The sequence below is a fragment of the Corynebacterium occultum genome, assembly GCF_009734425.1.
Taxonomy (GTDB): Bacteria; Actinomycetota; Actinomycetes; order Mycobacteriales; family Mycobacteriaceae; genus Corynebacterium; species Corynebacterium occultum.
Map to the genome: position 1 here is coordinate 310509 of NZ_CP046455.1, position 26785 is coordinate 337293.

The 26785-nt window shown below is 62.8% G+C and carries 25 protein-coding genes and 1 tRNA gene; 11 read left to right on the plus strand and 15 right to left on the minus strand.

From position 1 onward, the window contains the following. Nucleotides 1–480 precede the first annotated feature (480 nt). Nucleotides 481–2685 (plus strand): choice-of-anchor G family protein, encoded by a 2205-nt coding sequence (locus COCCU_RS01430; RefSeq protein ID WP_197088402.1) that lies wholly within the window; start codon nucleotides 481–483, stop codon nucleotides 2683–2685. A gap of 162 nt (nucleotides 2686–2847) precedes the next feature. On the opposite strand, the gene COCCU_RS01435 is transcribed toward COCCU_RS01430, so the two are convergent. Both COCCU_RS01435 and COCCU_RS01440 read right to left on the minus strand, forming a co-directional pair. Continuing rightward, on the minus strand, nucleotides 2848–3687 hold the full coding sequence (locus tag COCCU_RS01435; RefSeq protein WP_156232489.1) for a DMT family transporter: 840 nt from the start codon (nucleotides 3685–3687) through the stop codon (nucleotides 2848–2850). Nucleotides 3688–3778: 91 nt separating this feature from the next. Then, nucleotides 3779–4612 (minus strand): IS5 family transposase, encoded by an 834-nt coding sequence (locus COCCU_RS01440; protein ID WP_156229834.1) that lies wholly within the window; start codon nucleotides 4610–4612, stop codon nucleotides 3779–3781. A gap of 368 nt (nucleotides 4613–4980) precedes the next feature. Between COCCU_RS01440 and COCCU_RS01445 the strand changes: the two genes are divergently transcribed. Both COCCU_RS01445 and COCCU_RS01450 read left to right on the plus strand, forming a co-directional pair. Beyond that, nucleotides 4981–6246 carry an aspartate kinase gene (locus tag COCCU_RS01445; protein WP_156229835.1) on the plus strand — a complete coding sequence of 422 codons (1266 nt, stop codon included), beginning with the start codon at nucleotides 4981–4983 and terminating at the stop codon, nucleotides 6244–6246. A 219-nt stretch (nucleotides 6247–6465) separates the two neighbouring features. Then, on the plus strand, nucleotides 6466–7497 hold the full coding sequence (locus COCCU_RS01450; protein WP_156229836.1) for an aspartate-semialdehyde dehydrogenase: 1032 nt from the start codon (nucleotides 6466–6468) through the stop codon (nucleotides 7495–7497). 103 nt (nucleotides 7498–7600) lie between these two features. On the opposite strand, the gene COCCU_RS01455 is transcribed toward COCCU_RS01450, so the two are convergent. Further along, the gene (locus COCCU_RS01455; RefSeq protein ID WP_156229837.1) at nucleotides 7601–8176 is read right to left on the minus strand and encodes an RNA polymerase sigma factor; all 576 of its coding nucleotides are present in this window, start codon (nucleotides 8174–8176) and stop codon (nucleotides 7601–7603) included. 171 nt (nucleotides 8177–8347) lie between these two features. Here COCCU_RS01455 and COCCU_RS01460 point away from each other — a divergent pair, with 171 nt between their 5' ends. Next, nucleotides 8348–9895, plus strand: coding sequence for a catalase (locus COCCU_RS01460; RefSeq protein WP_156229838.1), 1548 nt, complete (start codon nucleotides 8348–8350; stop codon nucleotides 9893–9895). Nucleotides 9896–10297: 402 nt separating this feature from the next. On the opposite strand, the gene COCCU_RS01465 is transcribed toward COCCU_RS01460, so the two are convergent. From COCCU_RS01465 to COCCU_RS01495, 7 genes are all read right to left on the minus strand, one after another. Beyond that, nucleotides 10298–10552: a hypothetical protein gene (locus COCCU_RS01465; protein WP_156229839.1), complete on the minus strand. Its 255-nt coding sequence runs from the start codon at nucleotides 10550–10552 to the stop codon at nucleotides 10298–10300. 352 nt (nucleotides 10553–10904) lie between these two features. Further along, on the minus strand, nucleotides 10905–11264 hold the full coding sequence (locus COCCU_RS01470; RefSeq protein ID WP_156229840.1) for a Na+/H+ antiporter subunit G: 360 nt from the start codon (nucleotides 11262–11264) through the stop codon (nucleotides 10905–10907). A gap of 4 nt (nucleotides 11265–11268) precedes the next feature. After that, nucleotides 11269–11541, minus strand: a complete 273-nt coding sequence (locus COCCU_RS01475) for a cation:proton antiporter (protein ID WP_156229841.1) — start codon at nucleotides 11539–11541, stop codon at nucleotides 11269–11271. After that, entirely contained in the window at nucleotides 11541–11966 is a 426-nt protein-coding gene (locus COCCU_RS01480) for a monovalent cation/H+ antiporter subunit E (RefSeq protein WP_156229842.1), read from the minus strand. Before COCCU_RS01480 ends, COCCU_RS01475 begins: the two co-directional genes overlap by 1 nt. A 4-nt stretch (nucleotides 11967–11970) precedes the next feature. Continuing rightward, the gene (locus COCCU_RS01485) at nucleotides 11971–13494 is read right to left on the minus strand and encodes a monovalent cation/H+ antiporter subunit D family protein (protein ID WP_156229843.1); all 1524 of its coding nucleotides are present in this window, start codon (nucleotides 13492–13494) and stop codon (nucleotides 11971–11973) included. Further along, nucleotides 13494–13961 (minus strand): cation:proton antiporter subunit C, encoded by a 468-nt coding sequence (locus COCCU_RS01490; protein ID WP_156229844.1) that lies wholly within the window; start codon nucleotides 13959–13961, stop codon nucleotides 13494–13496. The genes COCCU_RS01485 and COCCU_RS01490 overlap by 1 nt, the downstream gene beginning before the upstream one ends. Next, the gene (locus tag COCCU_RS01495; RefSeq protein WP_156229845.1) at nucleotides 13958–16960 is read right to left on the minus strand and encodes a DUF4040 family protein; all 3003 of its coding nucleotides are present in this window, start codon (nucleotides 16958–16960) and stop codon (nucleotides 13958–13960) included. The genes COCCU_RS01490 and COCCU_RS01495 overlap by 4 nt, the downstream gene beginning before the upstream one ends. Nucleotides 16961–17075: 115 nt before the next feature. Between COCCU_RS01495 and COCCU_RS01500 the strand changes: the two genes are divergently transcribed. Further along, nucleotides 17076–18530: a YhgE/Pip domain-containing protein gene (locus tag COCCU_RS01500; protein WP_156229846.1), complete on the plus strand. Its 1455-nt coding sequence runs from the start codon at nucleotides 17076–17078 to the stop codon at nucleotides 18528–18530. 83 nt (nucleotides 18531–18613) lie between these two features. On the opposite strand, the gene COCCU_RS01505 is transcribed toward COCCU_RS01500, so the two are convergent. Then, nucleotides 18614–18690 (minus strand) — tRNA-Pro (locus COCCU_RS01505). Between the two features lie 76 nt (nucleotides 18691–18766). Continuing rightward, complete coding sequence (locus COCCU_RS01510; RefSeq protein WP_197088403.1) at nucleotides 18767–19687, minus strand: metallophosphoesterase; 921 nt, start codon at nucleotides 19685–19687, stop codon at nucleotides 18767–18769. A gap of 35 nt (nucleotides 19688–19722) precedes the next feature. Between COCCU_RS01510 and COCCU_RS01515 the strand changes: the two genes are divergently transcribed. Next, nucleotides 19723–20190, plus strand: coding sequence for a GatB/YqeY domain-containing protein (locus COCCU_RS01515; protein ID WP_156229847.1), 468 nt, complete (start codon nucleotides 19723–19725; stop codon nucleotides 20188–20190). 104 nt (nucleotides 20191–20294) lie between these two features. Here the strand turns inward: COCCU_RS01515 and COCCU_RS01520 are convergent, their stop codons facing one another. Beyond that, nucleotides 20295–22574: a transglycosylase domain-containing protein gene (locus COCCU_RS01520; RefSeq protein ID WP_156229848.1), complete on the minus strand. Its 2280-nt coding sequence runs from the start codon at nucleotides 22572–22574 to the stop codon at nucleotides 20295–20297. A gap of 167 nt (nucleotides 22575–22741) precedes the next feature. Here COCCU_RS01520 and COCCU_RS01525 point away from each other — a divergent pair, with 167 nt between their 5' ends. The 4 genes from COCCU_RS01525 (at nucleotide 22742) to COCCU_RS01540 (ending at nucleotide 24686) form a co-directional block, all read left to right on the plus strand. After that, the gene (locus tag COCCU_RS01525; RefSeq protein ID WP_156229849.1) at nucleotides 22742–23092 is read left to right on the plus strand and encodes a WhiB family transcriptional regulator; all 351 of its coding nucleotides are present in this window, start codon (nucleotides 22742–22744) and stop codon (nucleotides 23090–23092) included. A gap of 76 nt (nucleotides 23093–23168) precedes the next feature. Further along, a complete protein-coding gene (locus COCCU_RS01530) occupies nucleotides 23169–23324 on the plus strand; it encodes a DUF4177 domain-containing protein (RefSeq protein ID WP_156229850.1) in 156 nt (51 codons plus the stop codon). Next, on the plus strand, nucleotides 23324–23785 hold the full coding sequence (locus COCCU_RS01535; RefSeq protein ID WP_197088469.1) for a RidA family protein: 462 nt from the start codon (nucleotides 23324–23326) through the stop codon (nucleotides 23783–23785). The genes COCCU_RS01530 and COCCU_RS01535 overlap by 1 nt, the downstream gene beginning before the upstream one ends. 85 nt (nucleotides 23786–23870) lie before the next feature. After that, the gene (locus COCCU_RS01540; RefSeq protein ID WP_156229852.1) at nucleotides 23871–24686 is read left to right on the plus strand and encodes an MBL fold metallo-hydrolase; all 816 of its coding nucleotides are present in this window, start codon (nucleotides 23871–23873) and stop codon (nucleotides 24684–24686) included. A gap of 126 nt (nucleotides 24687–24812) precedes the next feature. Here the strand turns inward: COCCU_RS01540 and glxR are convergent, their stop codons facing one another. Continuing rightward, on the minus strand, nucleotides 24813–25496 hold the full coding sequence (gene glxR, locus COCCU_RS01545) for a CRP-like cAMP-activated global transcriptional regulator GlxR (RefSeq protein ID WP_156229853.1): 684 nt from the start codon (nucleotides 25494–25496) through the stop codon (nucleotides 24813–24815). Between the two features lie 243 nt (nucleotides 25497–25739). Further along, nucleotides 25740–25868, minus strand: coding sequence for a hypothetical protein (locus COCCU_RS14805; protein WP_269434466.1), 129 nt, complete (start codon nucleotides 25866–25868; stop codon nucleotides 25740–25742). Nucleotides 25869–25974: 106 nt separating this feature from the next. Here COCCU_RS14805 and nth point away from each other — a divergent pair, with 106 nt between their 5' ends. Then, on the plus strand, nucleotides 25975–26781 hold the full coding sequence (gene nth / locus COCCU_RS01550; protein WP_156229854.1) for an endonuclease III: 807 nt from the start codon (nucleotides 25975–25977) through the stop codon (nucleotides 26779–26781). Nucleotides 26782–26785: the final 4 nt, after the last annotated feature.

The following is a 26785-nucleotide window of genomic DNA, read 5'->3' on the forward strand; positions in this document are numbered from 1 at the left end:
AAAAATTCCCGGCGGCACTTCGGAAATGGCCCCTATCTGCACTTATGCAAGGCCCTACTTTATGGGGCACTGAAGTTGGGGCCCAAAAGTATCCCCCTGAATGTGCCCGCTTGAGTCTGTGAATGTCTGAATTTTCCTTAAGGAAGATTTGGTGGCTGAGTGGGGAATTTCCTTGAGGAAATTTCTTTAATCTAAGAAATATATAGGCATATATTGAAGTATCTGCAGCTCAAAGGCTTGATATGATCAATGTATTTGGTGGGTAACTCTTTTTGTGAGAGGAGGAATATAAGTTTCGTGCCGGGATTTTTGAGGCCTAATTCACAGTCTCATCGGAAATTTCCGAATCTGATTGCTAACCTGTTCTCAGGTTCATCAAGAGGGTTCTCAGGCGAGAAACCTTGAGGGCACCGATATTTCTCTCCATCACAAGAATGAAAGTGGTTCAAAATCATGCGAGTAGGCAAACCTTCTAAGTCCATGAGTCGCTGGATGCGTCTCGGTATCGCCACCATCACCAGCACCGCCCTCGTCGGTGGCGCCCTGGTTGTCGTCCCCTCCCACCCGCTGCTGAATTCCACCCAGGTGGCCAGCGCGCAGGAGATTCCTGCTGATGCTGATGCTTATGCATTTGCCCAGCAGCTGAATTTGTCTACTCCGGGAATTCAGGCGCTCCTGCGCACGGATGATGAGCGGGGGGTTACGAAAATTCTCGCCCTGCTGGAGGCTGAACAGGCCTGGGACGGAGACACCGATAATGGGCGGGGCCCTGTTCTTTCCGATATTGAGCTGGAGCTGCTCGGAGCGCTGAACATCAACCTCGGGGGCATCACACTTCCTCTCGTGGGTGAGGATGGCCTGCTGCGACTGGACTCCGGTGCTGCCGCGGGAGAGGCTGGCGCCCTTCGCGCCTACGCTAACGCTCCTGCTGATAGCGAGGCACGCGCCGCGGTTGGTCTCATCACCGACACTGGTGCCCTGAACCTGGGTGCAGGCACTGAAGGGGGCAATGCCACTATTGACCTCACGAATGCGCTTGGTCTGAGCGCTGCTCTTTCTGAGCTGCTAGCAGAGGCTTCTCTGGAGCTGGGGGCTCTAAGTTCGGAGGCTTCCAAGGAAAATGCGACAGTTCCCAACAGTAATTACCAGATCGCCGAGGCCAACTTGGTCATTGACGCCCCCATCGTTGAGACTGCTGTTGGCAGTGTGGAGGAACTGGTTGCTGGCCTGGATACCACAGTTAACGACTTGCTCGGTGAGCGCGGGGTTCTGGGCGAGGTCTTTGGCCTGGTCAATGGCTTGGCAGCCATCATCGGAACCAGCCTGGATGTTTCGGTTGAGATCCCCCTCACCGACATCACCAACCAACTCCTTGACACGCCGCTGGCGGATGAGAATGGCCTCGTCTCCATTGATCTGCGGAGCGGCGACATCACCGTCAATCTTGCCCAGCTTCATGGTGGCGACCTGAACGATCTGCCTGCTAACACCAACCTGCTGACTTCCGCACAGATCACTCAGATCACTGACACTGTCACCAGTCTGCTTACTGATGGTGCTGTGGACAACCCGCGTGGTCTTAATGCTCGACTTCAGAACGTTCTCACGGGTGATAATGGGCAGGGAGGTCTCTACGGTACTGAGGTGCAGATTGGTGCGAATGTTCTTGGTGTAGTAGCCGGTATTGATCTGAAGACCACCCTCGGTGCGTTGCTCAACGAAGATGCCACCAAGGTGGACGCCGAAGCTGAGTGGGAGCTGGACAAGTACGGCACCTATGTTCAGGAGACCACTGGCGCACTTCGTCTCTTGGAGTCGCTACTGGGCCTGGTCCAGCCTCTTCTGGGTGCAGTTGGCACCCTTGTTGAAGGCCTGCTCTTTGGTGACGAGGACCGGACCGGTCTGCTTTCCGGACTGCTCGGTGATGTTCAGGAAGATGTGATCACTCCCCTCCTACGTCAGCTGGATCCGCTGCTCGAAGGTGTCGTGAGCCCGCTCGCAGACGTCATAGTGAACAGGCAGACGACAGATGGTGATCTCTTCACTGTTTCCGCACTAGAGCTGAACCTCCTGAGCGGTGTTCTCTCTCTGCCCATCGCTACCTCCGCTGTGGCTTCCTTGGATAAGTCTGCTAACCCAATTGAGACTCCGACCTCCGGGGCAACCCCGACTGATGGGGCAACCCCGACTGATGGGGCAACCCCGACTGATGGGGCAACCCCGACTGATGGGGCAACCCCGACTGATGGGGCAACCCCGACTGATGGGGCAACCCCGACCGACGAGCCGAGCATCACCCCGACCACCCCGGGCGGCTCCACCGATGGAGATGACTTCATCTCCGGCTCCTCCGCGTTCCTGGAGAAGTGCATGGCTTCCCCGGTTGGCGCTATCACCGGCCTGCTGGCTGTCCTGGGTACCGCTGCCGCAATCGGTGGCCCGGCCATCGATCCGCTGGTGAAGGCCATCGGCGGTCAGCTGGACGCACAGCTGCGCGTACTGTCCTCCAACGTTGGCCCCGATCAGCCCGAGTGGGTTCAGGGCATCAACAAGGGTCTGAACGACGCTGCTAACGCGATTGATTCCCGCATGGTTGCAGCTGCGCTGTTCGCCACCGCTCTGGGAGCTCTCGTTGCCGCACCGGCACTCTGCGAGGATGAGGGCTCCAGCGGCTCCTCCATCTAAGTCTCCAGTCCTCCCGCGGGTGCCTGTCGGCACCTGCCGGGGAGATGAGCGGATCTAGTGAAATCTCCTGGAAGATGTCCTGGGAATGTTTGCCAACACATTCCCAGGGCATCTTCTTTTTCTTTTCCGGGAGGTTGGTTAGCGGGGCGTCGATAAGCGGCCTCAGGTGACGTTGCGCCGGGAGAGCACGACCGTGGACAGCACCATGAGGAAGAAAGCTACCCCCAGCCAGATCCAGTCGAAACCATCCACCCGGAAAGATTCCCCGAGGACTGCGAAGCCCAGGCCGAAGGCGATGATCGGCTCCGCGATCTTCATGGCGGGCAGAGAGGTGCGCAGGGAGCTGGCGTTGAAGGCGGACTGCTGCACCAGAGTGCCCATGGTGGCGGCAAAGATCAGGGCATAGCTTTCCCAGGAGATGATCAGGCCGAGTACACCGGAGCTGACAAAGGAGTCCGCCACCGCCTTGGAGAGCACCGCCACATAACCGAAGATGGCACCGGTGACCAGGCCCAGAATCAAGGCACGGTTACGTCCTTTCTGGTGTTTGGCCACCCGATCCATCACGAAGAGCACCAGGACACCGAGCAGCAACGCCAACCACCAGCGGGAGAAGGAGGGATGGCTCTGGCCGCCGATGGGGCGGCCCAGAATCACCATCACCGACACGGACACGGTGAGCAGACTCGCCCAGAACAGCTCCGCCTTGGATACCCGGTGATTGTCATAGATCGCGGCCACCGGGATCGTGAAAATCAGGGACATCACCAGAATGGGCTGCACCACCAGCAGGGGGCCGAAACCCAGGGCCACCACCTGCAGGCAGTAGGCCATGATCGCGGTACTCATCCCCGCCCACCACATGGGGCGTTTGATGGCGGTGAGAAAGGGGGATTTACCTGCCGGAACCGCCTTGGCGATACGGTGACGGACGACTGTCCCCCAGGCGATCGTCAACGCCGATGCGAGGGCGAAGATCGCGGCGAGCAGGTTGTTTTCCACGCTGTCGATACTAGTACCCACGTTGATGGGCTAACTAAAACGAGTGGCATGGTGAGGGACACATATATATAAGAGATCGCGCGGATAGAGGTCATGGTCGTCGGGCAGGTCGGGTATCCCAGCGGTGGGTCGTCCACGCTTCCCGGACCAGCCGACGGATGATGATAATCGCGTTCGCCAGGGCGATAAACGCCTCCACGACCCTGGCACGACGCTCGGTGCAGATCAGGAGTTTGTTGAACCCCCGGTTGTGCCAGGAGTTCGTCCGCTCGACGACCCATCGGGCACCGGCCTGTAAGGGCTCGCCTTTCTTACTGATGACCCAGTCGCAGCCGAGTTCGGTGAGCAGGGTCCGGGTCTTGTTCGAGTCGTAGCCGGCGTCCAGATGCACCGTGATCTCCTCGGGCAGGTAAAACTCGAACCGGCCGAGCTTTTCCAACGTCGGACGCAACAACGGGGAGTCATGGCGGTTCGCCCCGATGAGCACACACCCCAGCGGGATACCGTTGCCGTCGACCAACAACGAGCGTTTGGTGCCCTGTTTGCCCCGGTCAACCGGGGATCTGCCGGCGGCTTCCCCACCGCAGGGGGCCTTGACGATGCATCCGTCCACGCTCACGTTCTCCAGGTCGAGTCCGACGATCCGGTCGTAGAACTCCAGACACAGCTGCTCCAGTTGGGTGAAGATCCCGGCCTCAATCCACTCATCCCGACGGGTACGCAGCGTGGTGGCCGAACAGGTGGAATCGGCGATCTTGGCGTACGAGGCACCGAGGACGAGGACCTGGATGAGCTTGTCGAAGACGATCCGGTCCGCGATCCTCGGCCGGTGGCATCCCCACGGATGAGATATTTCCCGGGTGGGGATCAGCGCGGCGAACTGGTCGAAGAGGGGGTTCATGATGAATGATGGAAGGGCAGGCACGAGTGCTCCTGAAGTGCTTACGTTTTCTTGGTCGAATCCGTATGTACCAGGCCTCGTGCCTGCCCCTGTTCACGACACCCCGCCACACCCTCTATCCGCGCAATCTCTAAGGAGGGAAATATTCGGGCGGGGAGGGGCAGGGCCTGAGGGGGCAGCTCCACTGGGGGGCTTCAGGGGGGGGCGTCGCAAAGCGCTTGCCCGCTTGGGTGACAGTGGAAAAGGGGCTTGTGAATTCCGGTTTTCACATGGGGGTAACCAGCTAAGAGATGGGCGGGGGCACCTTGGGGTTGTATATGTGCCGGGGGTGGGTTCCGGCGGTACGATTAACTTTGTTCGCAGTTGTTTCCGAAGAAGAAAGGCGGCTGCTGGTGGCGCTGGTTGTGCAGAAGTATGGTGGTTCCTCGCTGGAGAGCGCGGAACGGATCCGCAATGTTGCAGAGCGGATCGTTGCCACCAAGAAGCGGGGCAATGATGTGGTGGTGGTGTGCTCCGCAATGGGAGACACCACCGATGAACTGCTGGACCTGGCGGCCGCGGTGAACCCGGTCCCGCCGGCCCGGGAAATGGACATGCTGCTGACCGCCGGTGAGCGCATCTCCAACGCCCTGGTCGCCATGGCGATTGAGTCGCTGGGCGCGGAGGCGCAGTCCTTCACCGGCTCCCAGGCAGGTGTGCTCACCACCGAGCGCCACGGCAACGCCCGCATCGTGGATGTGACCCCGGGTCGCGTCCGCGAAGCCCTCGACGAAGGCAAAATCTGCATTGTCGCCGGCTTCCAGGGCGTGAACAAGAACACCCGTGATGTGACCACCCTGGGTCGCGGTGGTTCAGACACCACCGCTGTGGCCCTGGCTGCCGCCCTGGGCGCCGATGTCTGTGAGATCTACTCCGATGTCGACGGCATCTACACCGCCGACCCGCGCATCGTCCCCGACGCGCAGAAACTGGATCACCTCAGCTTCGAGGAGATGCTGGAACTGGCTGCCGTCGGTTCCAAGATTCTGGTGCTGCGCAGCGTGGAGTACGCCCGCGCATTCAACGTGCCGCTGCGCGTTCGTTCGTCTTATAGCAATGATCCCGGCACCCTGGTGTCCGGCTCGATGGAGGATATTCCCGTGGAAGAAGCAGTTCTCTCTGGCGTAGCAACCGACAAGTCCGAAGCCAAGGTCACCATCCTGGGCATCCCCGACCGCCCGGGTGAGGCATCCAAGGCCTTCCGCGCCCTCGCCGACGCTGAGGTCAACATCGACATGGTGTTGCAGAACATCTCCTCCCTGGAGGACAACACCACCGACATCACCTTCACCTGCCCGCGTTCCGACGGCCGCCGCGCCGTCGAGCAGCTGAAGAAGCTGCAGGCTGAATTCGACTGGGCCAATGTGCTTTATGACGACCAGGTGGGCAAGGTCTCCCTCGTCGGTGCCGGCATGAAGTCCCACCCCGGTGTCACCGCGGACTTCAGCGAGGCACTGCGGGATGTGGGTGTCAACATCGAGGTCATCACCACCTCCGAGATCCGCATCTCCGTCCTGGTCCGGGAAGGCGACCTGGACAAGGCAGCCCGCGCCATCCACGAGAAGTTCCAGCTCGGTGGCGAAGAAGAAGTGCAGGTTTACGCCGGCACCGGTCGCTAACCTCCTCAATCGCCGCTGACCGCCTTGCGGCACCAGAAGCCAGTTTCCCTGCAATAGGGAAGCTGGCTCTGGCCTTTCCCGGGCTGCCCTGGGTTTCACGGCTGGGGGTGCCCCCGCGCGCCGTCGATAAGCGAAAGAGGGCCATTACACATTGTGTTTGGGTTCTACCTGCGTAAACTAGGGGTTCGAATCATTGATCTCATGAAAGGGCAACGCCTGATGACCACTGTCGCAGTCGTCGGTGCTACCGGCCAGGTTGGACGCGCAATGCGTTCCATCCTGGAGGAGCGTAACTTCCCGGCTGACAATTTCCGTTTCTTCGCTTCCCCGCGTTCCGCCGGCACCAAGCTGGAGTTCCGGGGAACTGAGATCGAGGTCGAGGATCTGAGCAAGATCACCGAGGAGTCCGTCGCAGACGTGGATATCGCGCTCTTCTCCGCCGGTGGCACCACCTCCCGGGAGTATGCCCCGATCTTCGCCGCCGCGGGTGCCACCGTGGTGGACAACTCCTCCGCTTACCGCAAGGACGAGGAAGTGCCGCTGGTCGTCAGCGAGGTCAACCCCGCTGAAACCAAGAACATCCCCAAGGGCATCATCGCCAACCCGAACTGCACCACCATGGCCGCCATGCCGGTGCTGAAGGTTTTGCACGATGAGGCTGGCCTGCAACGTCTGCACATCTCCTCCTACCAGGCTGTCTCCGGCTCCGGTCTCGCCGGCGTCGAGGCCCTGGCCAAGCAGGTCTCGGAGATCGGGGAGCACAATGTCGAGCTCACCAACGACGGTTCCCGGTTGAGCCCCGCCGACCTGGGCCCCTACGTCGCCCCGATCGCCTTCAACGCCCTGCCGCTGGCCGGCAACCTGGTCGATGATGGTTCCGAGGAGACTGATGAGGAGCAGAAGCTGCGCAATGAGTCCCGCAAGATCCTGAACCTCCCCGAGCTGAAGGTCTCCGGAACTTGCGTGCGCGTGCCCGTATTCACCGGACACACCCTGACCATCCACGCTGAGTTCGCTGCGGCGATCACCCCGGATCGTGCCCGCGAACTGCTTAACGACGCCCCGGGCGTCGCCGTCGTCGATGTCCCCACCCCGCTGGCTGCCGCTGGCCAGGACAATTCCCTGGTCGGTCGTATCCGCCAGGATCAGACCGTCGACGACAACAAGGGCCTGATCCTCGTGGTTTCCGGTGACAACCTGCGCAAGGGTGCAGCACTGAACACCGTCCAGATCGCCGAGCTGCTGGTCTAGTTCTACGTTCTGGATCTTGTGTCCCGTGGGTGGGGATTGAACTGCCCACGGGGCTTTTTCATGCGCCCTGTGCGGGGAGTGGTGGACTGTCGCCCATCCCCGGCTAGCGTCGCTCGTTCTTCTCGGCCGCATTCTTGGCGGCGATGAGGTCCTTGCGGGCCCGGGCAACCCGGGAGCGAATGGTGCCCACCCGGACTCCGGAGATCTTTGCGGCTTCCTCATAGGTGTAGCCGAGCGCCTGGGTGAGGATGAGCGCCTCGCGGCGCTCTTCGGGGAGGGCGTCGATAAGCGTGCGGGCGTCGATCCAATCGGACCATTCACTCGAGCCGCCCCCGGGAGAAGTCATACTTTCGGCGACATCCTCATACTCCGCAGCAGACTTCCGGGGCCGCGCCATGTCGTGGCGAATATTGTCCACCCACACCCGCCGCGCCAGGGAAAGTAGCCAGGTCCGGGCTGAACTCCGCGCCGCAAAGCGGGGGAGGGCTCCCATCACCCGCAGGTAGGTCTCCTGGGTGAGGTCATCGGCGATGGCATGTCCGCCGAGATGGGCCAGCAGGCGCCACACATCTCCCTGGGTTTCTTTGATGAACTCCGTGAGCGCTGAGCGGTCGCCGCGGCCGGCGGCGAGTGCCAGCTCAGTGACCCTTTCATCATCGCGCTCGGAGTGTTGTCCCACGAGATTCGAGGATACCAGGAACTCCGGTATTCCCAGGTCATGGCTAAAGTTCACCCGCCCTTAACTGTGATCTGGGTGTATGAATGGGGTTGCGTGCGTCACGCAATTTAGGTAGGCTATCAATATCAGCCGAAAGATAGTCGAACCCAATTAAGTATGAGGAGCAGGTATATGACCACCCAGAACTCCGATCTCAACAACATTCTGAACAAGGGGCGGGTGACCCCGGAGCCGGGCCAGACCCAGCGCCATAACGGCGCACCGGTAGCCACCGAGAACATCTCCATCACCGCCGGCCCCCAGGGCCCGAATGTTCTCAATGACATTCACCTGATTGAGAAGCTCGCCCACTTCAACCGTCGCAACGTCCCCGAGCGCATCCCGCATGCCAAGGGGCATGGTGCCTTCGGCGAGCTTCACATCACCGAAGATGTCTCCCAGTACACCAAGGCCAAGGTCTTCCAGAAGGACACCGTCACCCCGATGGCGATCCGTTTCTCCACCGTCGCCGGTGAGCTCGGATCCCCCGACACCTGGCGTGACGTGCACGGCTTTGCCATGCGCTTCTACACCCAGGACGGCAATTACGACATCGTCGGCAACAACACCCCGACTTTCTTCCTGCGTGACGGCATGAAGTTCCCGGACTTCATCAGCTCCCAGAAGCGTCAGGGCAACACCGGCCTGCGTTCCGCTGACATGCAGTGGGACTTCTGGACCCGTACCCCGGAATCCGCACACCAGGTCACCTACCTGATGGGTGACCGCGGCACCCCGAAGACCTCCCGCCACCAGGACGGCTTCGGCTCCCACACCTTCCAGTGGATCAACGCTGAGGGCAAGCCGGTCTGGATCAAGTACCACTTCAAGACTCGCCAGGGTTGGGAGACCTTCACCGACGCCGAGGCCACCGAGATGGCAGGCAAGAACGCGGATTACCACCGCCAGGATCTCCACGAGGCCATTGAGAAGGGCGACTACCCGATCTGGGATGTCAAGGTCCAGATCATGCCCTTTGAGGATGCCGAGAACTACCGTTGGAACCCCTTCGACCTGACCAAGACCTGGTCCCAGAAGGATTACCCGCTGCAGGACGTCGGGTACTTCATCCTCAACCGCAACCCGGAGAACTTCCACGCCCAGATCGAACAGATCGCCCTGGATCCGGGCAACCTGGTCCCCGGTGTCGGCCTCTCTCCGGACCGCATGCTCATGGCCCGCGCCTTCGCCTACGCGGATCAGCAGCGCTACCGCATCGGGCCGAACTACCGTCAGCTGCCGGTGAACCAGCCGGTCAACCCGGTCAACACCTACTCCCAGCACGGGCCGATGATGTACCAGTTCGACGCTGCCGACCAGCCGGTGTACAGCCCGAACCGTTTCGAGAAGGGCGCCGGTTACCTGGACAACGGCAAGGATTCCTCCTCCGGGGAGTCTTATGGCCAGGCCAGCGACCTCTTCGTCAACCCGGATCCCCACGGTACCGACCTGACCCGTGCCGCCTATGTGCAGCACCCCGAGGACGGCGACTTCGTCCAGGCCGGCATCCTCTACCGCGAGGTCATGAACGACGAGGAGAAGGAACGCCTGGCGGACAACATCACCAACGCCATGGCAGGTGTCTCTGCCGGCGTTGAGGAGCGGGTCTACTGGTACTGGACCCAGGTCGATGAGAACCTCGGCCAGCGTGTCAAGGAGCTCTTCGCCACCAAGAAGTAGGTGTGCCGCCAGGGGGGTGCTGTATGAACGCCGCCTTGGCACACTTGCCCAGCGTGTAGTGCCCCGGCCAGCCCTGGGGCGCTGCACAGCTGCCTTATAAGATCGGTGCCTTCCGTGACTTTCCCTTCGTGGAGAAGATATGGAAGGCGCCGATCTTTTATTTTTGGGCAAAGGGAGAGCCCTGCAATGTAGAAGGCGCATCTGGCCTGAAATTCACCCTTGTTCCCTCCACTTCGGGGATGGATGCGCCTCCTGCGTGTTTCCCATCAGGTGAATCCAGGTTAAACCCCCGGTCACTGTTCAAGTTTTCAGAGTGACCGGGGGCGTGGGCTGGAAGGGGGTCGGGAATCCTGGGGCCCCTGGGAAGCTCAGGAGCTCAGACTTCCTCAGGGGCGGGGAGGGTTAGCGAATGGAGCTACCCAGTATCGAGGAGCCGATGCTCAGGCCGACCCAGGCGGTGACGATCTGCAGGCCAGCGTAGATCTGGTCGCGCGGCATGGCCGGGACAAAATTCTGAACTGTGTTGACGAACTCCACCGGAACCTGAATCTCGGAGATCGGGTAAGGCGTGGTGCTCTGTGCGTTAGCGGTGGCGGTGGTGCCACCCAGAACCAGGGTGGCGGAGAGGGCGATGGCGGCGAGAGACTTGCGGCGCATGAGCTTTTCCTTTGCTGGGGGTGAAGGATCTTCATCGAACATGGCTTGAAGCTGCATCACAGCTGATGAACTGCTGTGATCTCGATATTATCTCCCCCGAAAGGGATATGCGCTGCTCGTTATCATTTTGAGTCAATATAATCCCTGAGCTGGGGAAGGGTTCAGGTGGCATGCGCAAGAAGGGACTGTCGCCGACTCAGCTGGTGGGGGAAGTGGCAAAATCGGTCGGTTTGAGGGTTTCCAGGGGGTCTGCAAAGGATTGCACCACCTCAAACCGACCAATTTTGCCAGGTTGCCCCCAAGCCCCAAGCCCCAAGCCCCAAGCCCCAAGCCCCAAGCCCCAAACCAAGCCCTAGATCCGCGAGGGCTCCGAACCATCATCGGCCTCAGATCCCGACCCCTCCCGGTCATCCACCACGGTGACCCCGTAGATGGAGCGCCCGATGTAGAAACTGCCCACTGAACCGATGACCCACACTCCGGCGATGGCGATAAGTGCGCGGATGAAGTTGTTCGGGTCGAAACCGACGCTGCTCCAGTCCCGCAGCAGCTTGGCCACCAGCAAGATGGGGATGGCACAGCTGACGGTGGTGCCCAGCAGGTTGACTCGGGTCAGGGCGTCCGGGGCCCGCCAGAGTGCGATGGCGGTGGAGGCACAGAAGAGGGTCGCGATGATCACGAGGATGGAGATGATGATTTCTGCGATGCTCATGGTTCTAACGCCTTCCCTGGGAGATCATCCGGGCCATGGAGATCGTGGGCAACACACCTGCGACCAGGGCGGCGAGGATGGCGATCTCATAGGCGATGGAGGTCTGATGGTCCATGCTCCACACCAGATACATGGCGATCATGGTGTAGAAGAGCAGGTCGGAGGTGACGGCGCGGGTCATGAAGTCCCCGGAGCGCAGAATCAGCGCCACTCCGGCGAGCAGCGAGAGCAGCATGATTACACCGCAGCTCAGCAGCACAATCTGGAATGGATCCATCAGGGTTCAGCCTTCCCTTCGGAGTAACCGGCCGTGTAGGGGGAGTGGTAGTTATTGCGGCGGGTGGAGGTTCCCTGGCCGGGCACCCCATGGTCGATCTTCTTGACCGAGGGTGCCATCCGCTCCTCCATATCGGCCAGGGAGGCGCAGACATCGGCGGGGTCGGCACCCTGCACCGCCTGCACCAGCAGAATCCTCGGATCACCGGGTGCTACAGGCTCACGGAAACCCATGGACAGGGTGCCCGGGGTCATGGTGATGGAGGTGGAGAACCAGAAGAGCTGCCAGTCGGTGCTCACCCGCAGTGGATAGTGGACGACCACCGGATGGATCTGGGCATCCTGACGGAAGGCAGCCACCAGAAGGGTGAAGCCGGCCACGAAGATTTCCTTGATCAGCCAGGGGATATAGGTCAACAGGTGCATGGGGTTAGCGTCCTCCCTGCAGTTCGGACATGTCGGGAACTCCGACGGGGTCATCGCCGAGCACGGCCTGCTGGTAGGTGGCCACGTCGAGCAGATCACCGGTGGCGGTGAGCGCGGCGTCGATAAGCGGGCCGGCGAAGATGAACATGGCCAGGGACACCGCCATGAGGGTGGCTGCCGGGCCAATCACCCCACCCCGTACCCGCAGTGAACCCGGGACGGACTGCATGGGACGGCCCCAGAACACCTGGCGCCAGACCCGCAGCATGGCCAGGAGCGCCCCGAAGCTGGCGAGGATGATCGCGCTGATGACCACCCAGGAACGCCAATCGGCGGCACGTGCCACCTCGATCACGATGAAGGCCTTGCCCCAGAGTCCCGAGAAGGGCGGGAAACCCACCACGGAGAAGGCACCGGCGGCAAACACGGCGGCCACCACAGGTTCCCGGCGCGCCAGGCCGGAGAGTCTCTTCAGCACCCCGGTGCCGTAGGTTTCCTCGATCGCGCCGGAGGTCAGTACGAGGGAGCCGACGGTGATCATGTGGTGCAGGGTGTAGAGCAGCCCGGCGGCCAGGGCGCGCTGCGGATCCCCCGAGGTGAAGGCCAGCATGACCAGGATGAAGGGCATGCCGTTGATCATCTGGTAGGCCAGGACACGGCGGATGGAGTTCTCCGCCAGGCCGGCGAAACCACCCAGCAACATGGAGGCGACCATCACCACGATGATCAGGGTGTTCCAGCGGTCCTCCAGATCGAAGATGACCACGTAGATGCGGAAGAGCATGTACACCGCGACCTTGGTGTGCAGGCCGGAGAACAGTCCCATCACCGCCGCCGAGGTGCCGGGGTAGGTGCGCGGCAGCCAGGTGTGGACCGGGAAGACACCGGCCTTGGTGGCGATCGCGATGATCACCATGCCCATGGCCACGGTGGCTGGGCCATTACCGGCCGCCACCCCCTGCAGGGCGGCGATGTTCACGGAGCCGGTGACACCGTAGACGAAGCCCACCCCGACCACCAGCATGGTGGAGGCCGCGAGGTTGACCAGCACGAAGGTGCGCCCCGCGGCCAGGCGTGCCCCGGTGCCGGTCATGGCCATCAGCCCATAGGAGGGCAGCAGCATAACCTCGATGAAGACGAAGAAGTTGAAGAGGTCCGCGGTCATCAGCGCACCATTGACACCGGTGATCAGCATCAGGGTCAGCGCCGGATAGTAGCGGGAGCGGGTTTCCCCGGCGACGGTGGCGAACCAGTTGGCCACCAGGGCGACGATCCCGGTGGTGATGATCATGATCGCGGAGAAGGTGTCCACGGCGAAGGGGATCGCCACACCGCCCTGGAACAGCCCCACATTATGGGCCAGGGTGCCGTGCTCGGCGGTGTAGGTGAAAAGTCCGATGCCGGCGAGGATGCTGGCGGCGGGGATGATCAGGTGGAGCAGATCCCGGGCCCATTTCCACGGGGCCATCACGGCCAGCGCGGAGGACACCAGGGGGACGGCTACCAGGAGGGGTATCAGGGCATCCATCAACGATGTCCCTCCTTCAGTGCGGTCTGGGCCTGCTCGGCTTCCCGGCGGGCTCGTTCCCCGGCGAGGAACTCTTCCCGGGACTGGGTGGCCCGGCCCAGGGTGGACATGGGCGAGTTCTGGAGTTCAGTGTCACCGGTCTCCCGGGAGGAGAGGGGATCCGTCAGCTCGGTGTCATCATTTTTGCCCAGGGCGGCCATGGCCAGCAGGATCGTGGCGGTCGCCATGGCGATCACGATGGCGGTGAGCACAAAAGCCTGGGGGAGGGGGTCGGCGGCATCAGCGGCCAGGTCGGTGCGGTCCGGGAAGACCTCACCCCGCCAGGCGCCGACACCCGCGGCCAGCAGCATCAGGTTCGCCGAATGGCCGATCAGCTGCATCCCCAGCACCAGGCGGACCATGCCTCGCTGCTGCATGAGGAAAACACCGCCGAAGACCAGTACGGCGATGGTCAGGGCCATGATCATCGGTCATTCTCCTTCTGCTTATCGACGCCTGCTTCGACGTCGCGCTGCTCCCGCACCGCGGTGGTGCCCACGCTGCGGGAGGGCCCGTCATCCCGGGGGTCAGGATTGGGTTCGAGTGGTTCCGGGTAAGGCTCGGTGATGATCTCCGCCGGGGGAGCCGGGGTCGGGGTGTCCGGCAGGGGGCCGGAACTGCGGGCGTAGTCCAGCTCAGCCACGGAGGCCGCGCCGGGCCGGAGGTAACCGCCCATGGAGTTGATGGCGGCGGTCAGCATGCCCAGCACCGCCAGGTAGATACCGCCGTCGAAGACGAGGGAGGTGGTCCAGTGCTGTCCCAGGAAGTCGGCGTAGATGGGTTTGAGGAAGGAACCCTCGAGGTAACCCATGAAACCTGCGGCCAGGGCGACGATGATGCCGATGCCGGTCAGCCAGTAGGGGGTGGAGGGCTTGCCGACGATGCTGTCGCGGCCCTTCGCCAGGTAGGCCATCATGATGGCGGTGCCGGCCACTAGGGCGGCGACGAATCCGCCACCCGGGTCGGTGTGGCCCCGCATGAAGATCAGGAAACTGAGCACACCCAGCACCGGGGCGGCCAGGGCATAGGCTTTCTTCAGCGGCAGGGAATTCAGCTGGGACTGACCGAAGGGGCGGGGGTGGGTGCCGCGGCTGAACTGCATCCGCGGGAAGGAGGACACCACCGCACCGATGACGATGGCCGCCATGCCCAGCACCGAAAGTTCGCCCAGGGTGTCCAGGGCACGGAACTCCACGATGATGGTGGCCACGATATTCTGGCCGCCGGTGATCTCCGGACCATTGGCCAGGAACCATTCGGCGAGCTCGGAACGCTCGTGGCGACCCAGGAGGGTGAAGACCGCCAGGAAGGCGGTGACCGCAGCCAGGGCGGCGATGATCAGGGAGCGGATGGTGCGTGTCCTGGACACCTTGGGGAAGTACTGGGGCTGGTGGCGGATGACCATCATCATGATCACCACGACCAGGGCCTCCACCAGGAACTGGGTGAGTGCCACATCCGGAGCTCCCAGCAACAACATCTGCAGGCTCACACCCACACCCACTGCGCCGATCAACACGGCACCGGTGACGCGGTTGCGGCTGAGCACCAGGATGCTCACCGAACCGAGGATGATCAGGAAGGGTGCCAGATCCAGCCAATTGTCCAGGCCCTCGGCACGCGGTGCCAGGGGGATGCCGTCAATGCCCTCGGTACCGAAGAGGGTGAAGAGCATCAGGGTGATCACCATGATCACCGGCCACACCAGGTGGCGGGAGGGGCTGAGGGAATCTGCCATGCCAGCGAAGATGCGGCCCAGCTTCCCGGATCCTTCAGTGAGCGCGTGGAGGGCGGCATTGCCGTTGAAGGGCAGCAGTCGACGGGATTCCAGGGCCGGCCAGATGCGGTGCCGGTAGATCACACCGATGATCCCCAGGATGATTGCCGCCAGGGAGATGCCCAATGGGAGGGTGAAACCGTGCCAGAGCGCCAGTTCGGTTTCTGCTTCACCACCGATGGCCGTGACCACGGCATCGATGGGCTCATTGAAGATCCCGACGGCCAGACCCAGCGGCAGGGAGAGCAGGCCCGGCAGGGCGGCAGGCAACCACAATGAAACCGGGGCCTCCCGCACCACCCGCTCGCTGGGCTGCTGGCCCTCGGCGGGGCCGTCGGTGAAGGCCCCGAAGACGATTTTCGCGGAATACGTGAAGGTCAGCAGAGCGCCCAGTCCACCCAGCAGGAGCAGTACCCAGGTGGGGCCCTCCCCGATCGGGGCTTCCTGGAAAGCGGTGAGCATCCCCTCCTTGGAGATGAATCCCAACATCGGGGGGACCGCGGCCATGGACAGCGCGCCGATCAACACCGAGGCGAAGGTCCAGGGCATCTTCTTCCAGATGACCCCCAGGCGGCGGATATCCCGGGTGCCGGTCTGGTGGTCGATGACACCGATGAGCATGAAGAGGGAGGACTTGAAGAGGGCATGCGCCAGGGTGTGCACCAGGGCCGCCGCCAGGGCGAAGGGGGTGCCCACGCCGATCGTCGCCACGATCCAGCCGAGGTGGCTGACGGTGGAGTAGGCGGTCAGCTTCTTCAGATCCGTCTTCTGCACCGCAAAAAGCGCGGACACCACTGCAGTGGAGATGCCGACCACGATGAGCAGCCAATTCCACACCGTCACATCGTGGAAGATGGTGGAGAACCGCAGCAGCAGGTAGATACCGGCCTTGACCACTGCAGCGGCATGCAGGAAAGCCGACACCGGGGTGGCCGCGGCCATGGCCTCCGGCAGCCAGAAGTGGAAGGGAAGCTGGGCGGACTTGGTGAAGGCGGAGATGGCGATCAGCACCGCCACCACCGCGCTGAGCCCCGCATCCTGTGCCCACACCGGGCTGGCCAGGATTTCACTCAGCGAGGTGCTCCCGGTCTGGGTGGCGGCCAGCGCCAACGCCGCCAACAGGGTCAGACCGCCGATGAAGGTGAGCACCAGGGTACGCACCGAACCCGATTCACCAGCCGATCCGGAACGCGCGATCAGCAGGAAGGAGGCGATGGACACCAGTTCCCAACCGATGAAGAGCACCAGCACATCATCGGCGAGCACCAGCACCAGGATCGCCAGGGTGAAGGCGGTCATGATGGTGTAGAAACTAGTGTTTCCCTGATGTTTAGGCAGGTAAGCGGCGGAATAGATGAACACCATCGCGCCGATCAGCAGGGCCAGTAAAGCGAAGAAAACGCCGAGGGCATCAGCTTTCAGCGCAAAATCCACATCCACCCCGGCCGCCAGGAAATCACGGACCCAGACAAAGGACCAGGTCTGGGCGCGACCCGCCAGGACGTCGGGGAGTTCCATGCTCAAAACGGCGGCGGCCGCCAGGAAAAGCGCGGCCAGGGGCCAACCGGCTTTTCGGTCCAGCAGACGAACCAGAGGTGGAGAGAGGAGCACTGCCGCCCCGGCAAGGGCGATCACAATCGGCAGAGTCACGCGTCGATCACTCTCCAAAGCGGTTAAAGGTGGTATTTCAGACTCTCAAAGGTTAGCAGGGGGAATGCGGTGCGCCTCCCAGTTGGGGGATGAGAGCTGGATAAATTGAACGGATATGAGCTCCCTTAGGTCGCGCCTTCTTTCCCTGCTCGTCCTCCTCCCACTGATCATCGGTGCGGTGTACCTGGCAATCGCCGGAATCGGCCCCGACCGTTCCTGGTCGGCGGCCGAAGAAAGCACCGGGGCCCCCATCGAGGGGGGCCCCACCGGAATTGACCCCGCCGCGCTTGTCGACGCCCGACGCGCGGCCAGCGAAGCCGGTGCCCAGGCGGGGTTCCTGGCCTCCGGCACCGGGGAACTGACCGCCGGTACCGGTGCGCTCCGCGAAGGTGCCGACGAACTCGGCGGCGCCATGGAAGAGGCCAAGTCCGGTGCCCAGGAACTGTCCAACGGCCTGGTGCAGCTGCAGGCAGCCACCGGCCAGCTCGGCAATGGGGCCACCCAGGTCGCTGATGGGGTGTCCCTGGCCATCGAACAACTCACCGGGCTCAGCGCCATCCAAATGCAGCTGATCCAGGCGATCGAGGGCATCAACGCCGAATTGGAGAAATCCGATGTGCCCGAAGCCCGACAGATCCGGGAGCAGCTCACCGGTTTCCGGGCCCAGGTCGAGGCTTTCCCCCTGACCGGGGAGAACGCCGACCAGCTCAACCAGCTCCGCGAGGGTGCCCGGGACATCGCCAACCAGCTGGCCGTCCCCGGTTATGGCTTCCATGACGGTATCTACTCCGCCACGGATGGCGCCCGCCGTCTCAATGAAGGTCTCGGTCAGCTCCAGGGTGGGGTGGGGGAGGCCGTCGACGGTGTCAGTCAGCTTGATGAAGGTGCCCAGAAAATCGACCAGATGGCCGGGACCACCCAGGACAAACTCAGCAACGTCCAACGCAGCCTTCCGGTCACTCCGGCCGCCGGTGCTGAAGGTACGGCAGCTGAAGGGCAGGTGGTGGCCTCCGCCGCCGGGGACGTGGAGGGTTATCTGGTCCCCCTCTATGCGCTGTTCATCGGTGCCCTGAGCACGCTGGGTGGCATCGCCATCAGTTACCTGGGCCGGGGGATCGGGCGTCGTCTTGATCGGATCCTCGGCGGCATCGGGGTGGTCGCCCTCGGCACTGTCCTCTATATCCTCGCCGCCCAGGGACTGAATCCGCTGCGGCTGGGGGCAGCCATCGCAGTGCTGGCCCTCATGACCGCGGCTTCCGCTGGGCTGGCGCTGGTGGTGCGCCGCGTGGTGGGGGAACGTCCAGGTGGGTTGCTCGCCATGGTCGGGGCCATCATCCAGGTCGGCCTGGTCGGCTGGGTGTGGAAGAGCTCCGCGGGCACGGAGGTCGCAGCCATCTGGGAAATCGTCGCCAGTCTCACCCCGCTGCACTATGCCACCGCTGCGCTGACCGTCAGCGGCAATGCCGGTGATCCGCTGCTCTTCTGGGTCAGCGGGGCGGTGTTGGGGGGAGTGGCACTGCTGACGGGGCTGCTGCAGCTGGGTGGGAGGAAGCGGGCTGGAGCCAGGTAGCTCGGCCTGCGGCTTCCCCAGGGGGCCGCGGAAAAAACATCACCCCGGATCTGATTTCTCAGATCCGGGGTGATGTTGTCACATGGTCGGGATAACAGGATTTGAACCTGCGACCTCCTCGTCCCGAACGAGGCACGCTACCAAGCTGCGCCATATCCCGTGGTGCATGCAACACTCTATCTGAAGATGCTCTGAACTAACAAAACGCCTGTTCGGAGCACCTTTGTCAGGTGGCTCTAAGAAGAGCGTTCGGTAATCCGCAGCAAGGTAGCCGAGGGGCGGCAGAAAATCCGGAAGGGAACGAACTTGGAGGTGCCCAGGCCATTGGAGACGTGCATCTTCATCTTCCCGAAGTCATGGAGCCCGGAAACCCGTTTATGGTCGATACCGCAGTTGGTCACGATCGCTCTGCCGCCCGGCAGGCAGAGCTGGCCGCCGTGGGTGTGTCCGGAAAGGGAAAGCTGGTAACCATCAGCCTCGAACTGGGCCAGTACCCGGGGTTCGGGGGAGTGCAGCAGTGCGAGGGAAAGGTCGGAGTCGACATTCGGGGCCCCGGCGATCGCCGCATAGTCATCGAGATCATGGTGCGGGTCATCGACTCCGGCGGCGGCGATGCGGACGGGGCCTACCTGGAATTCATGCCGAGCCTGGTTGGCGTCCCGCCAGCCGTGTTCGATGAAGGCGGCCCGCATGCCCTGCCAGGGCAGCTCAATGTGGCTGAGTTCGCGCTTCTTGCCCAGCAGATAGTTGAAGGGGTTGCTCAACCGGGGTGCGAAGTAGTCATTGGTGCCGAACACGAAGAGGCCGGGTCGGCTCAGCAGTGGGCCCAGGGCCTGCAGCACGTGGGGGACCCCACCCTCATCGGAGAGATTGTCACCGGTGTTGATCACCAGGTCAGGGTTGAGGGCGTCCAGGGCGGAGACCCAGGCGATCTTGGTGTCCTGGCCGGGGATCATGTGGAGATCCGAGACATGGAGGAGCTTGAATTCCTTCTTGCCGCGCAAGGTGCCCGGTTCGAGAAGCGGAACGGTGATGTCCTTGAACTCGAAGCGGTTCAGTTCGCGGTGGCCCCAGGCGGCAAGGGTGGCGCCGCTCACCGCCCCCAGGCCCAGCGCGGTGGCGGTCAGGTTCAGGATTCGCTTCGTTCTAGTGTGCACCCATTCAGACTACCTGCGGAGTAACGTGGTGAAACATGAGTGAGCTGAAGAGCAAGATCCGTGATGATCTCAAGACCGCAATGAAGGCCCGGGAGAAGGAGCGCACCGGCACCATCCGCATGCTGCTGGCGGCCCTCCAGTCCGAGGAAACCACTGGCACCAAGCATGAGCTCAGCGATGAGGAGGTGCTGAAGGTCATCGCCCGCGAGATCAAGAAGCGCCGCGAGTCCGCTGAGATATACGCCGAAAACGGTCGTCAGGAACTGGCTGATGCGGAGCTGGCGGAAGCTGAGATCCTCAGCGCCTACCAGCCCGAACAGCTTGATGACGCCGCCCTCGCCGAGGTGGTCCGCGTGGCCATGGCGGAGGTCGCTGCGGAGCACGGTGAGCCGGTGGCGATGAAGCAGATGGGCAATGTGATGAAGTTGGCCACCGCCAAGGTTGCTGGCCGGGCGGATGGAAAGCGCCTCTCCGCCACCGTGAAAGCACAGCTCCAGGGCTGATCCGCTACCCCATAACCAATCCTGGAAGGCCTCCCGAAAATTACTTTCGGGAGGCCTTCCGGGTTTTCTCGCAGCAGTCTCAGCTATCCCAGGGTGGGGGGTGCTCAGGGCAGGAAACTGTTGATCGCGTCGCCGATGTCCTGGCGGATCGCGTCAATGTCCTCCGGGCGGATATTCGGGATCGCCGGCGCCGGGGGAGGCGGGCTGTCATTGCGGGAGGTGTTCCGCTCCTGGCTCGGGGCTGCCGGGGCAGGCTGCGGGGCGACCGGAGCGCTGTTGTCGGCCCCTCCCTCACCTGCGGGGGCGTCCAGTCCGGCACCGGACTCACCACTGATCATGTCTGCGGTGCGCTCCGGCAGGGTGCCGGAGGTGGCGGCCGGAATCTGATTGGCCATGGTGAAGAAGGTGCGGGCAGGTTCCAGACCGCCATAGAGGCCACCACTGGAGCACTGCTGCACCGGGGAGGTGCACAGCGACATGGTGTTGGTGCCGTCATTGTAGATATAGGGGGCGGCGGCGATATTGGAGTTGAAGCCCAGGAAAGCCGAGGACTGGTGCGACTCGGTGGTACCGGTCTTTGCGGCGATGGGAGCATTCCAACCGGTGGACTGGGCGGCGCCGGCGGCAGTGCCGTTTTGGGCGTCACGGCTCAACCCGACGGTCAGGGTGTCGGCGACCTCCGGGTCAATGGCCTGCTCACATTCGGGGCGTTCCAGGTAGACTTCCTCGCCCTTGCGGTTGATCACGGAGCTGATGGGGTTCGGTTCACACCAGGTGCCGTGGGATGCGAGGGTGGCACCGACATTGGAGAGCTCCAGGGGGTTCACCGCGGTGGGGCCCAGGGTGTAGGAGCCGAGGTTGGCATCGCGCATGTAGTCGGCGATGGAGTAGCCCTCACTATGGGAGCCCTCCGACTCATAGCTGCGCAGCCCCAGCTTGACGGACATGTCGACCACCGGGGTCACCCCGACCTGCTCGATCATCTGGATGAAGGTGGTGTTCGGGGACTGGGCCAGCGCATCAATCAGCGGCATCTGGGAGCGGTAGCTGCCGGCGTTCTCCACGCAGTAGGTGTTAGCGGGGCAGCCCGCGGCACCGCCGGTGCCCATCCCGGTGGCCTCATAGCGGGTGGGCACATCCAGGATGGTGTCCAGGGTCATGCCCTGGTCGATGGCGGCGGCGGCGGTGAAGATCTTGAAGATGGAACCGGCACCGTTGCCGATCAGGGAGCTCGGCTGGGGCAGCATGGTCTCACCTTCCTCCAGATTCAGACCGTAGTCACGGGAGGAGGTCATGGCCAGGATGTCGCGGGACTCCTCACCCGGCTCGATGACATTGAGCACGCTGGCCACACCCGGGGTGTCCGGGTTGACGTAGGTGGTCACCGAGTTGTGGGCGATGTCCTGGACCGCCGGGTCCAGGGTGGTCTGGATGGTGTAGCCACCGGTGGCCAGCTCATCCCGGGGGATGCCCTTGGATTCGAGGTAGGTCAGCGCATAGTCGCAGAAGAAACCACGGTCATCCGCGCCGATGCAGCCATTGGGCAGGGTGGCGGGTGATTCCATCACCCCCAGGGGCTGTTGCTGGTACTGATCCGAGGAAGCCTGATCGAGGTAACCGGCCTCCACCATGGACTGCAGCACCGTGTTACGACGCTGGGTCACCCCCTCCACATTGGTGTAGGGGTTGAGGAGGGAGGAGGACTGGGGGATGCCTGCCAGCATGGCGGCCTGGGGCACATTCAGCTCCGCGGCGGGGATGCCGAAGTAGGTCCGGGAGGCAGCCTCGATGCCGTAGGCACCGTTGCCGAAGGGCACCAGGTTCAGGTAGCGGGTGAGCACCTCATCCTTGGTGAGCAGCTGGTCCAGGTCGGAGGCCATGCGCATCTCCCGGAGCTTGCGCGGGATGGAGGTCTCAACGGCGACGGCCTGCTCCTCCTCGGTCTCGGCATCGACCAGGAGCAGGTAGTTCTTCACATACTGCTGGTTGATGGTGGAGGCACCTTCCTCCACCCCGCCGGCCATCACGTTGGTGATCATGGCGCGGGCGAATCCCTGCAGATCCACACCCTCATGTTCATAGAAGCGCCGGTCCTCAATGGAGACGATGGCGTCCTTGACCGTCTGTGCGATCTGCTCCGACTCCACGGGGTGACGACGCTGCTTGAAGATGTAGGCCATCGGGGAACCCTCGACATCGGTGACTGTGGTCACCCCCGGCGTTTCACCACCGGTCATGTCCGAGAGATTGGACTGCATGGTTTCGTTGATGCGTGCGGTGGCCACACCCGAAACCCCGGCTAGCGGGGCCAGGGCGAGGGCACCGACAAGCGCGGCGGCGAGGGTCGCGCCCAGCACGTTTCGGAAAGATTTTGAGACTGACACCCCCTTACCCTACGCAGATAACCCGGGGTGGGGGAACCGATGAATCCCCCTATTCGTGTGACTTACTCGACACGATGTGAATTCTGTGAATACACTCATAGCTGTTCGAGCAGGTTTCTGCACATGAATTGGCCCACTAATTTTGGCCCACACGAAGGAGGTTGATGATGACAGCGTCATTGCAACGTAGCCACCACCGCAATTCCCTCGTGGGGGAGTTCGACGGCCTCAGCGAAGGGGGAGTCGAAAGGGGTGAATGGGTGACCAAGGCGAAATGCCGTGAAGGTGATCCGGATGCCCTGTTCGTCCGGGGTGCGGAGCAGCGCAAGGCGGCCGTGATCTGCCGGCATTGTCCGGTGATGGACCAGTGTCGCGCAGATGCCCTGGATAACCGGGTGGAGTTCGGGGTGTGGGGCGGACTGACTGAACGTCAGCGTCGCGCCCTGCTCCGCAAGAACCCGGAGGTGGATAACTGGGCGCGTTATCTGGCCACGGGCGGTGAGCTGGAGGGCATCTGAACTGCCCCCCGGTGTTGCATGCCCCCGGTGGATATAAGAACTGAAAGCGGCCCGGCAGCCACGTAGTGTGGAGACCATGACTAAATGGGAATACGCCACCGTGCCACTGTTATCGCACGCCACCAAGCAGATCCTCGACACCTGGGGGGAAGACGGCTGGGAGCTGGTCTCCGTCATCCCGGGCCCGAACCCCGAGAACCTGGTCGCCTACCTGAAGCGTGAGGTCCGATGATGAGCCATTCCGAGAAGCTGCAGGAACTGGGCATCACCCTGCCGGCGGTCGCCACCCCGGTTGCTGCCTATGTCCCCGCGATCCAGACCGGAAATCAGGTCTGGACCTCCGGCCAGCTCCCCTTCATCAACGGTGAGCTGCCGGCCACCGGCAAGGTCGGCGCCGAGGTGGATGAGGCCACCGCTCAGGATCTGGCCCGCACCGCAGCACTGAATGCCCTGGCCGCCATCGACGCCCTGGTGGGCATCGACAAGGTCACCAGGGTGCTCAAGCTGGTAGGTTTCGTCGCCTCCGCCGAGGACTTCGGTGGTCAGCCCGCCGTGATCAACGGAGCCTCCAACCTGATGGAGGAGATCTTCGGGGAAGCCGGGGCCCATGCCCGCTCCGCTGTGGGTGTAGCCGAGTTGCCGCTCAATGCCCCGGTTGAGCTGGAGCTGATCGTTGAGATTGCCGCAGGTTAATTCACAGTGTGCCCGGCCCTGTGATTCTGGGCCGGCTTCGCTTTCCAGTTCTGCCGAAGTGCCTTGGGGGGCTATTGTGGACGTTATGGAGCATCCTGCTTATAGCCAGCTTCGGCCGGTGACTGAGTCCGCATCAGTAGTCCTCTGTCCTAATCCGGGGTATGCCGCTCTCGAGGGAACCAACTCCTGGGTCATCCGTGGCCCGGAGGATGAGCGAAGCATTGTCATCGATCCCGGTCCCGAAGACGAGGGTCATCTCAATGTCTTGAATTCCAAGGCACGGGAGGTGGGCCTGGTGCTGCTGACGCACCGCCACCACGACCATGCCGATGGCGCCCCACGGTTCCGCCAGTTGACCGGCGTTCCGGTCCGCGCCTTCGACGCCACCTGCACCGCTGGTGCCGAGAAGCTGGTGGCCGGGGAGATCATCTCGATTGATGGGGTCACCCCGCAGATCGAGGTCGTCCACACCCCCGGGCACACCGCTGATTCGGTCTGTTTCTTCATCTGGAGCGGTGAGGTCGGTACCTCCACCCTGGAGGGCGTCATCACCGGTGACACCATCGCAGGTCGCCACACCACGATGATCTCCGAGACCGACGGAGATCTGGGTGACTACATCCAGTCCCTGGAACTGCTGGAGGAACGCGGCCGTGGCATCATGCTGCTGCCGGGTCACGGCCCGGAGGGGAAGGATCTCTCCGCCTTCGCTCGCAAGTACATCGAGCGCCGTGAGCACCGCCTTTCCCAGATCCGCCAGGTCTGGAGTGAGCGCGGCAAGGATATCGCGCTCTCGGAACTGGTGAGCCTGATGTATGACGATGTGGATCCGGTGCTGCGTGGTGCCGCCGAGCAGTCCACCAGGGTGGCGCTGCGCTACCTCGCCAGCAACGGCGAATAACCGGGAATCCGGAAACCGGCACTTCCCCTCGCCGCAGTGAGGGGAAGGGCCGGTTTTCTTTTCCCACCTCAGGGAAAAGCACTTATCGACGCCCCGGTGGGGGCGTCGATAAGCGAGGTGGGGGAGCTAACGGGCGCGCTTGGCCAGGTGCTCGGTGTCGATGATCAGCACCGACTTGCCTTCCAGGCGGATCCAGCCACGGTGGGCGAAGGTCGCCAGGGCCTTGTTCACGGTCTCACGGGAAGCGCCGACCAGCTGGGCGATCTCCTCCTGGGTGAGGTCGTGGTTGACGCGCAGGGCGCCACCCTCCTGGGAACCGAAACGGTTGGCCAGCTGCAGTAGTGTCTTGGCCACACGACCGGGCACATCAGTGAAGATGAGATCGGCCAGGGAGGCGTTGGTACGACGCAGACGGCGGGCCAGCACGCGCAGCAGCTGCTGCGCGATCTCCGGATGGCTACCCACCCAGTCCTTCAGCATCTCGGAGTTCATGGTGGCGGCGTGAACCTCGGTGACACACACCGCAGAGGAGGTGCGGGGGCCCGGATCGAAGATGGAGAGCTCACCGAACATGTCGGAGGGGCCCATCACCGTGAGCAGGTTCTCACGGCCGTCCGGGGCATGGCGGGCCAGCTTAACCTTGCCCGAGGTGATGATGTAGAGCCGGTCACCCGGTTCGCCCTCATCGAAAATCGTCGTTCCACGTGGGAAACGGACAGTCTCCATATCGCGGATCAGGTTCTCGACGGCACCAGCGTCCACGCCCTGGAAAATCCCGGCGCGGGACAAAATCTCCTGTACACCTTCCACGTGCATCTCCTTGGGGTACGTGTGCAGGGCGGTATCCGACCAACGGGGGAACTGTTCGTAACTATCCTCGGCGCGACCACACAATGGAATCGCACTCTGATGAGGTGGAAGTCGGAACTCTTCTGCACTTCAAAACTGTGTTCAAGACCACTGTACCGTGGAATTGGTCACTTTCGCATTCAACTGGACAATTTCTCACAGTTGTTCTGATAGGTCAGGTGCTCGGAAGTGACAAAATACATCTTACTCGGCCGCCGTGGGATCGCTCTCTTCAGCCTTCGGATCGCGCAGGACAGTCGCCTCAAGTCGTTCCATCTGCATGGCGAAGATCGCCAAAAAGACGGGTACCAGGATGACGAGGAATGCGGACATGTAAAACACACTAGCAAGTGTCGGTGACCCGACAACATCGAGCTTCGGCACTGTGGGGATCAACACGACTTCGGTCTACTCCGAGGTGCTGGCTAAAGTGGAGCGTATGTCCCAGGCAGCAGGCTCAACCACTCGGCGGACCACCCCCGCCGACCGACCACGGGTGGGTTCCCATCTGGCCGCCCGCGGGCGGGAGACCGAGATGGGGCGCAAGCGGCGGGCCCGTCGGATCAACCGGACCCTGGCGCTCGGACATCCGGATGCGCACTGTGAACTGGATTTCTCCAACCCCCTGGAACTGACGGTGGCCACCGTGCTCAGTGCCCAATGCACCGATGTGCGGGTCAACCAGGTCACCCCGGCGCTTTTCGCCCGTTATCGCAGTGCCGCGGATTATGGGGGTGCGGTGCAGGCGGAACTGGAGGGCTATATTCGCCCGACCGGTTTTTACCGGGCGAAGGCCCGCAACCTGATCGGGATGGGGCAGCGCCTGCTCACCGAGTTCGAAGGGGAGATCCCCCAGGCGCTTGATGACCTTGTCAGCCTGCCCGGGGTTGGTCGCAAAACCGCCCATGTGGTCCGGGGTAACGCCTTCGATCTTCCGGGGTTGACGGTGGACACCCACTTCGGCCGACTGGTCAACCGCCTCCAGTTGAGCGCGGAGACCGACCCGGTGAAGGTGGAGTTCGCCATTGCGGATTTGATCGAGAAAAATGAGTGGACGATGTTCTCCCACCGGATGATCTTCCACGGCAGGCGGGTCTGCCACAGTCGGAAGGCGGCCTGTGGTGCTTGTTTCCTGGCCGCTGACTGCCCTTCCTTTGGGGTGGCTGGGCCGGCGGATCCGGTGGCGGCGGAGGCTCTGCTCAGGGGCGGCAATCAGGAGCATCTTCTGGAAATGGCAGGTATGTGAGTCA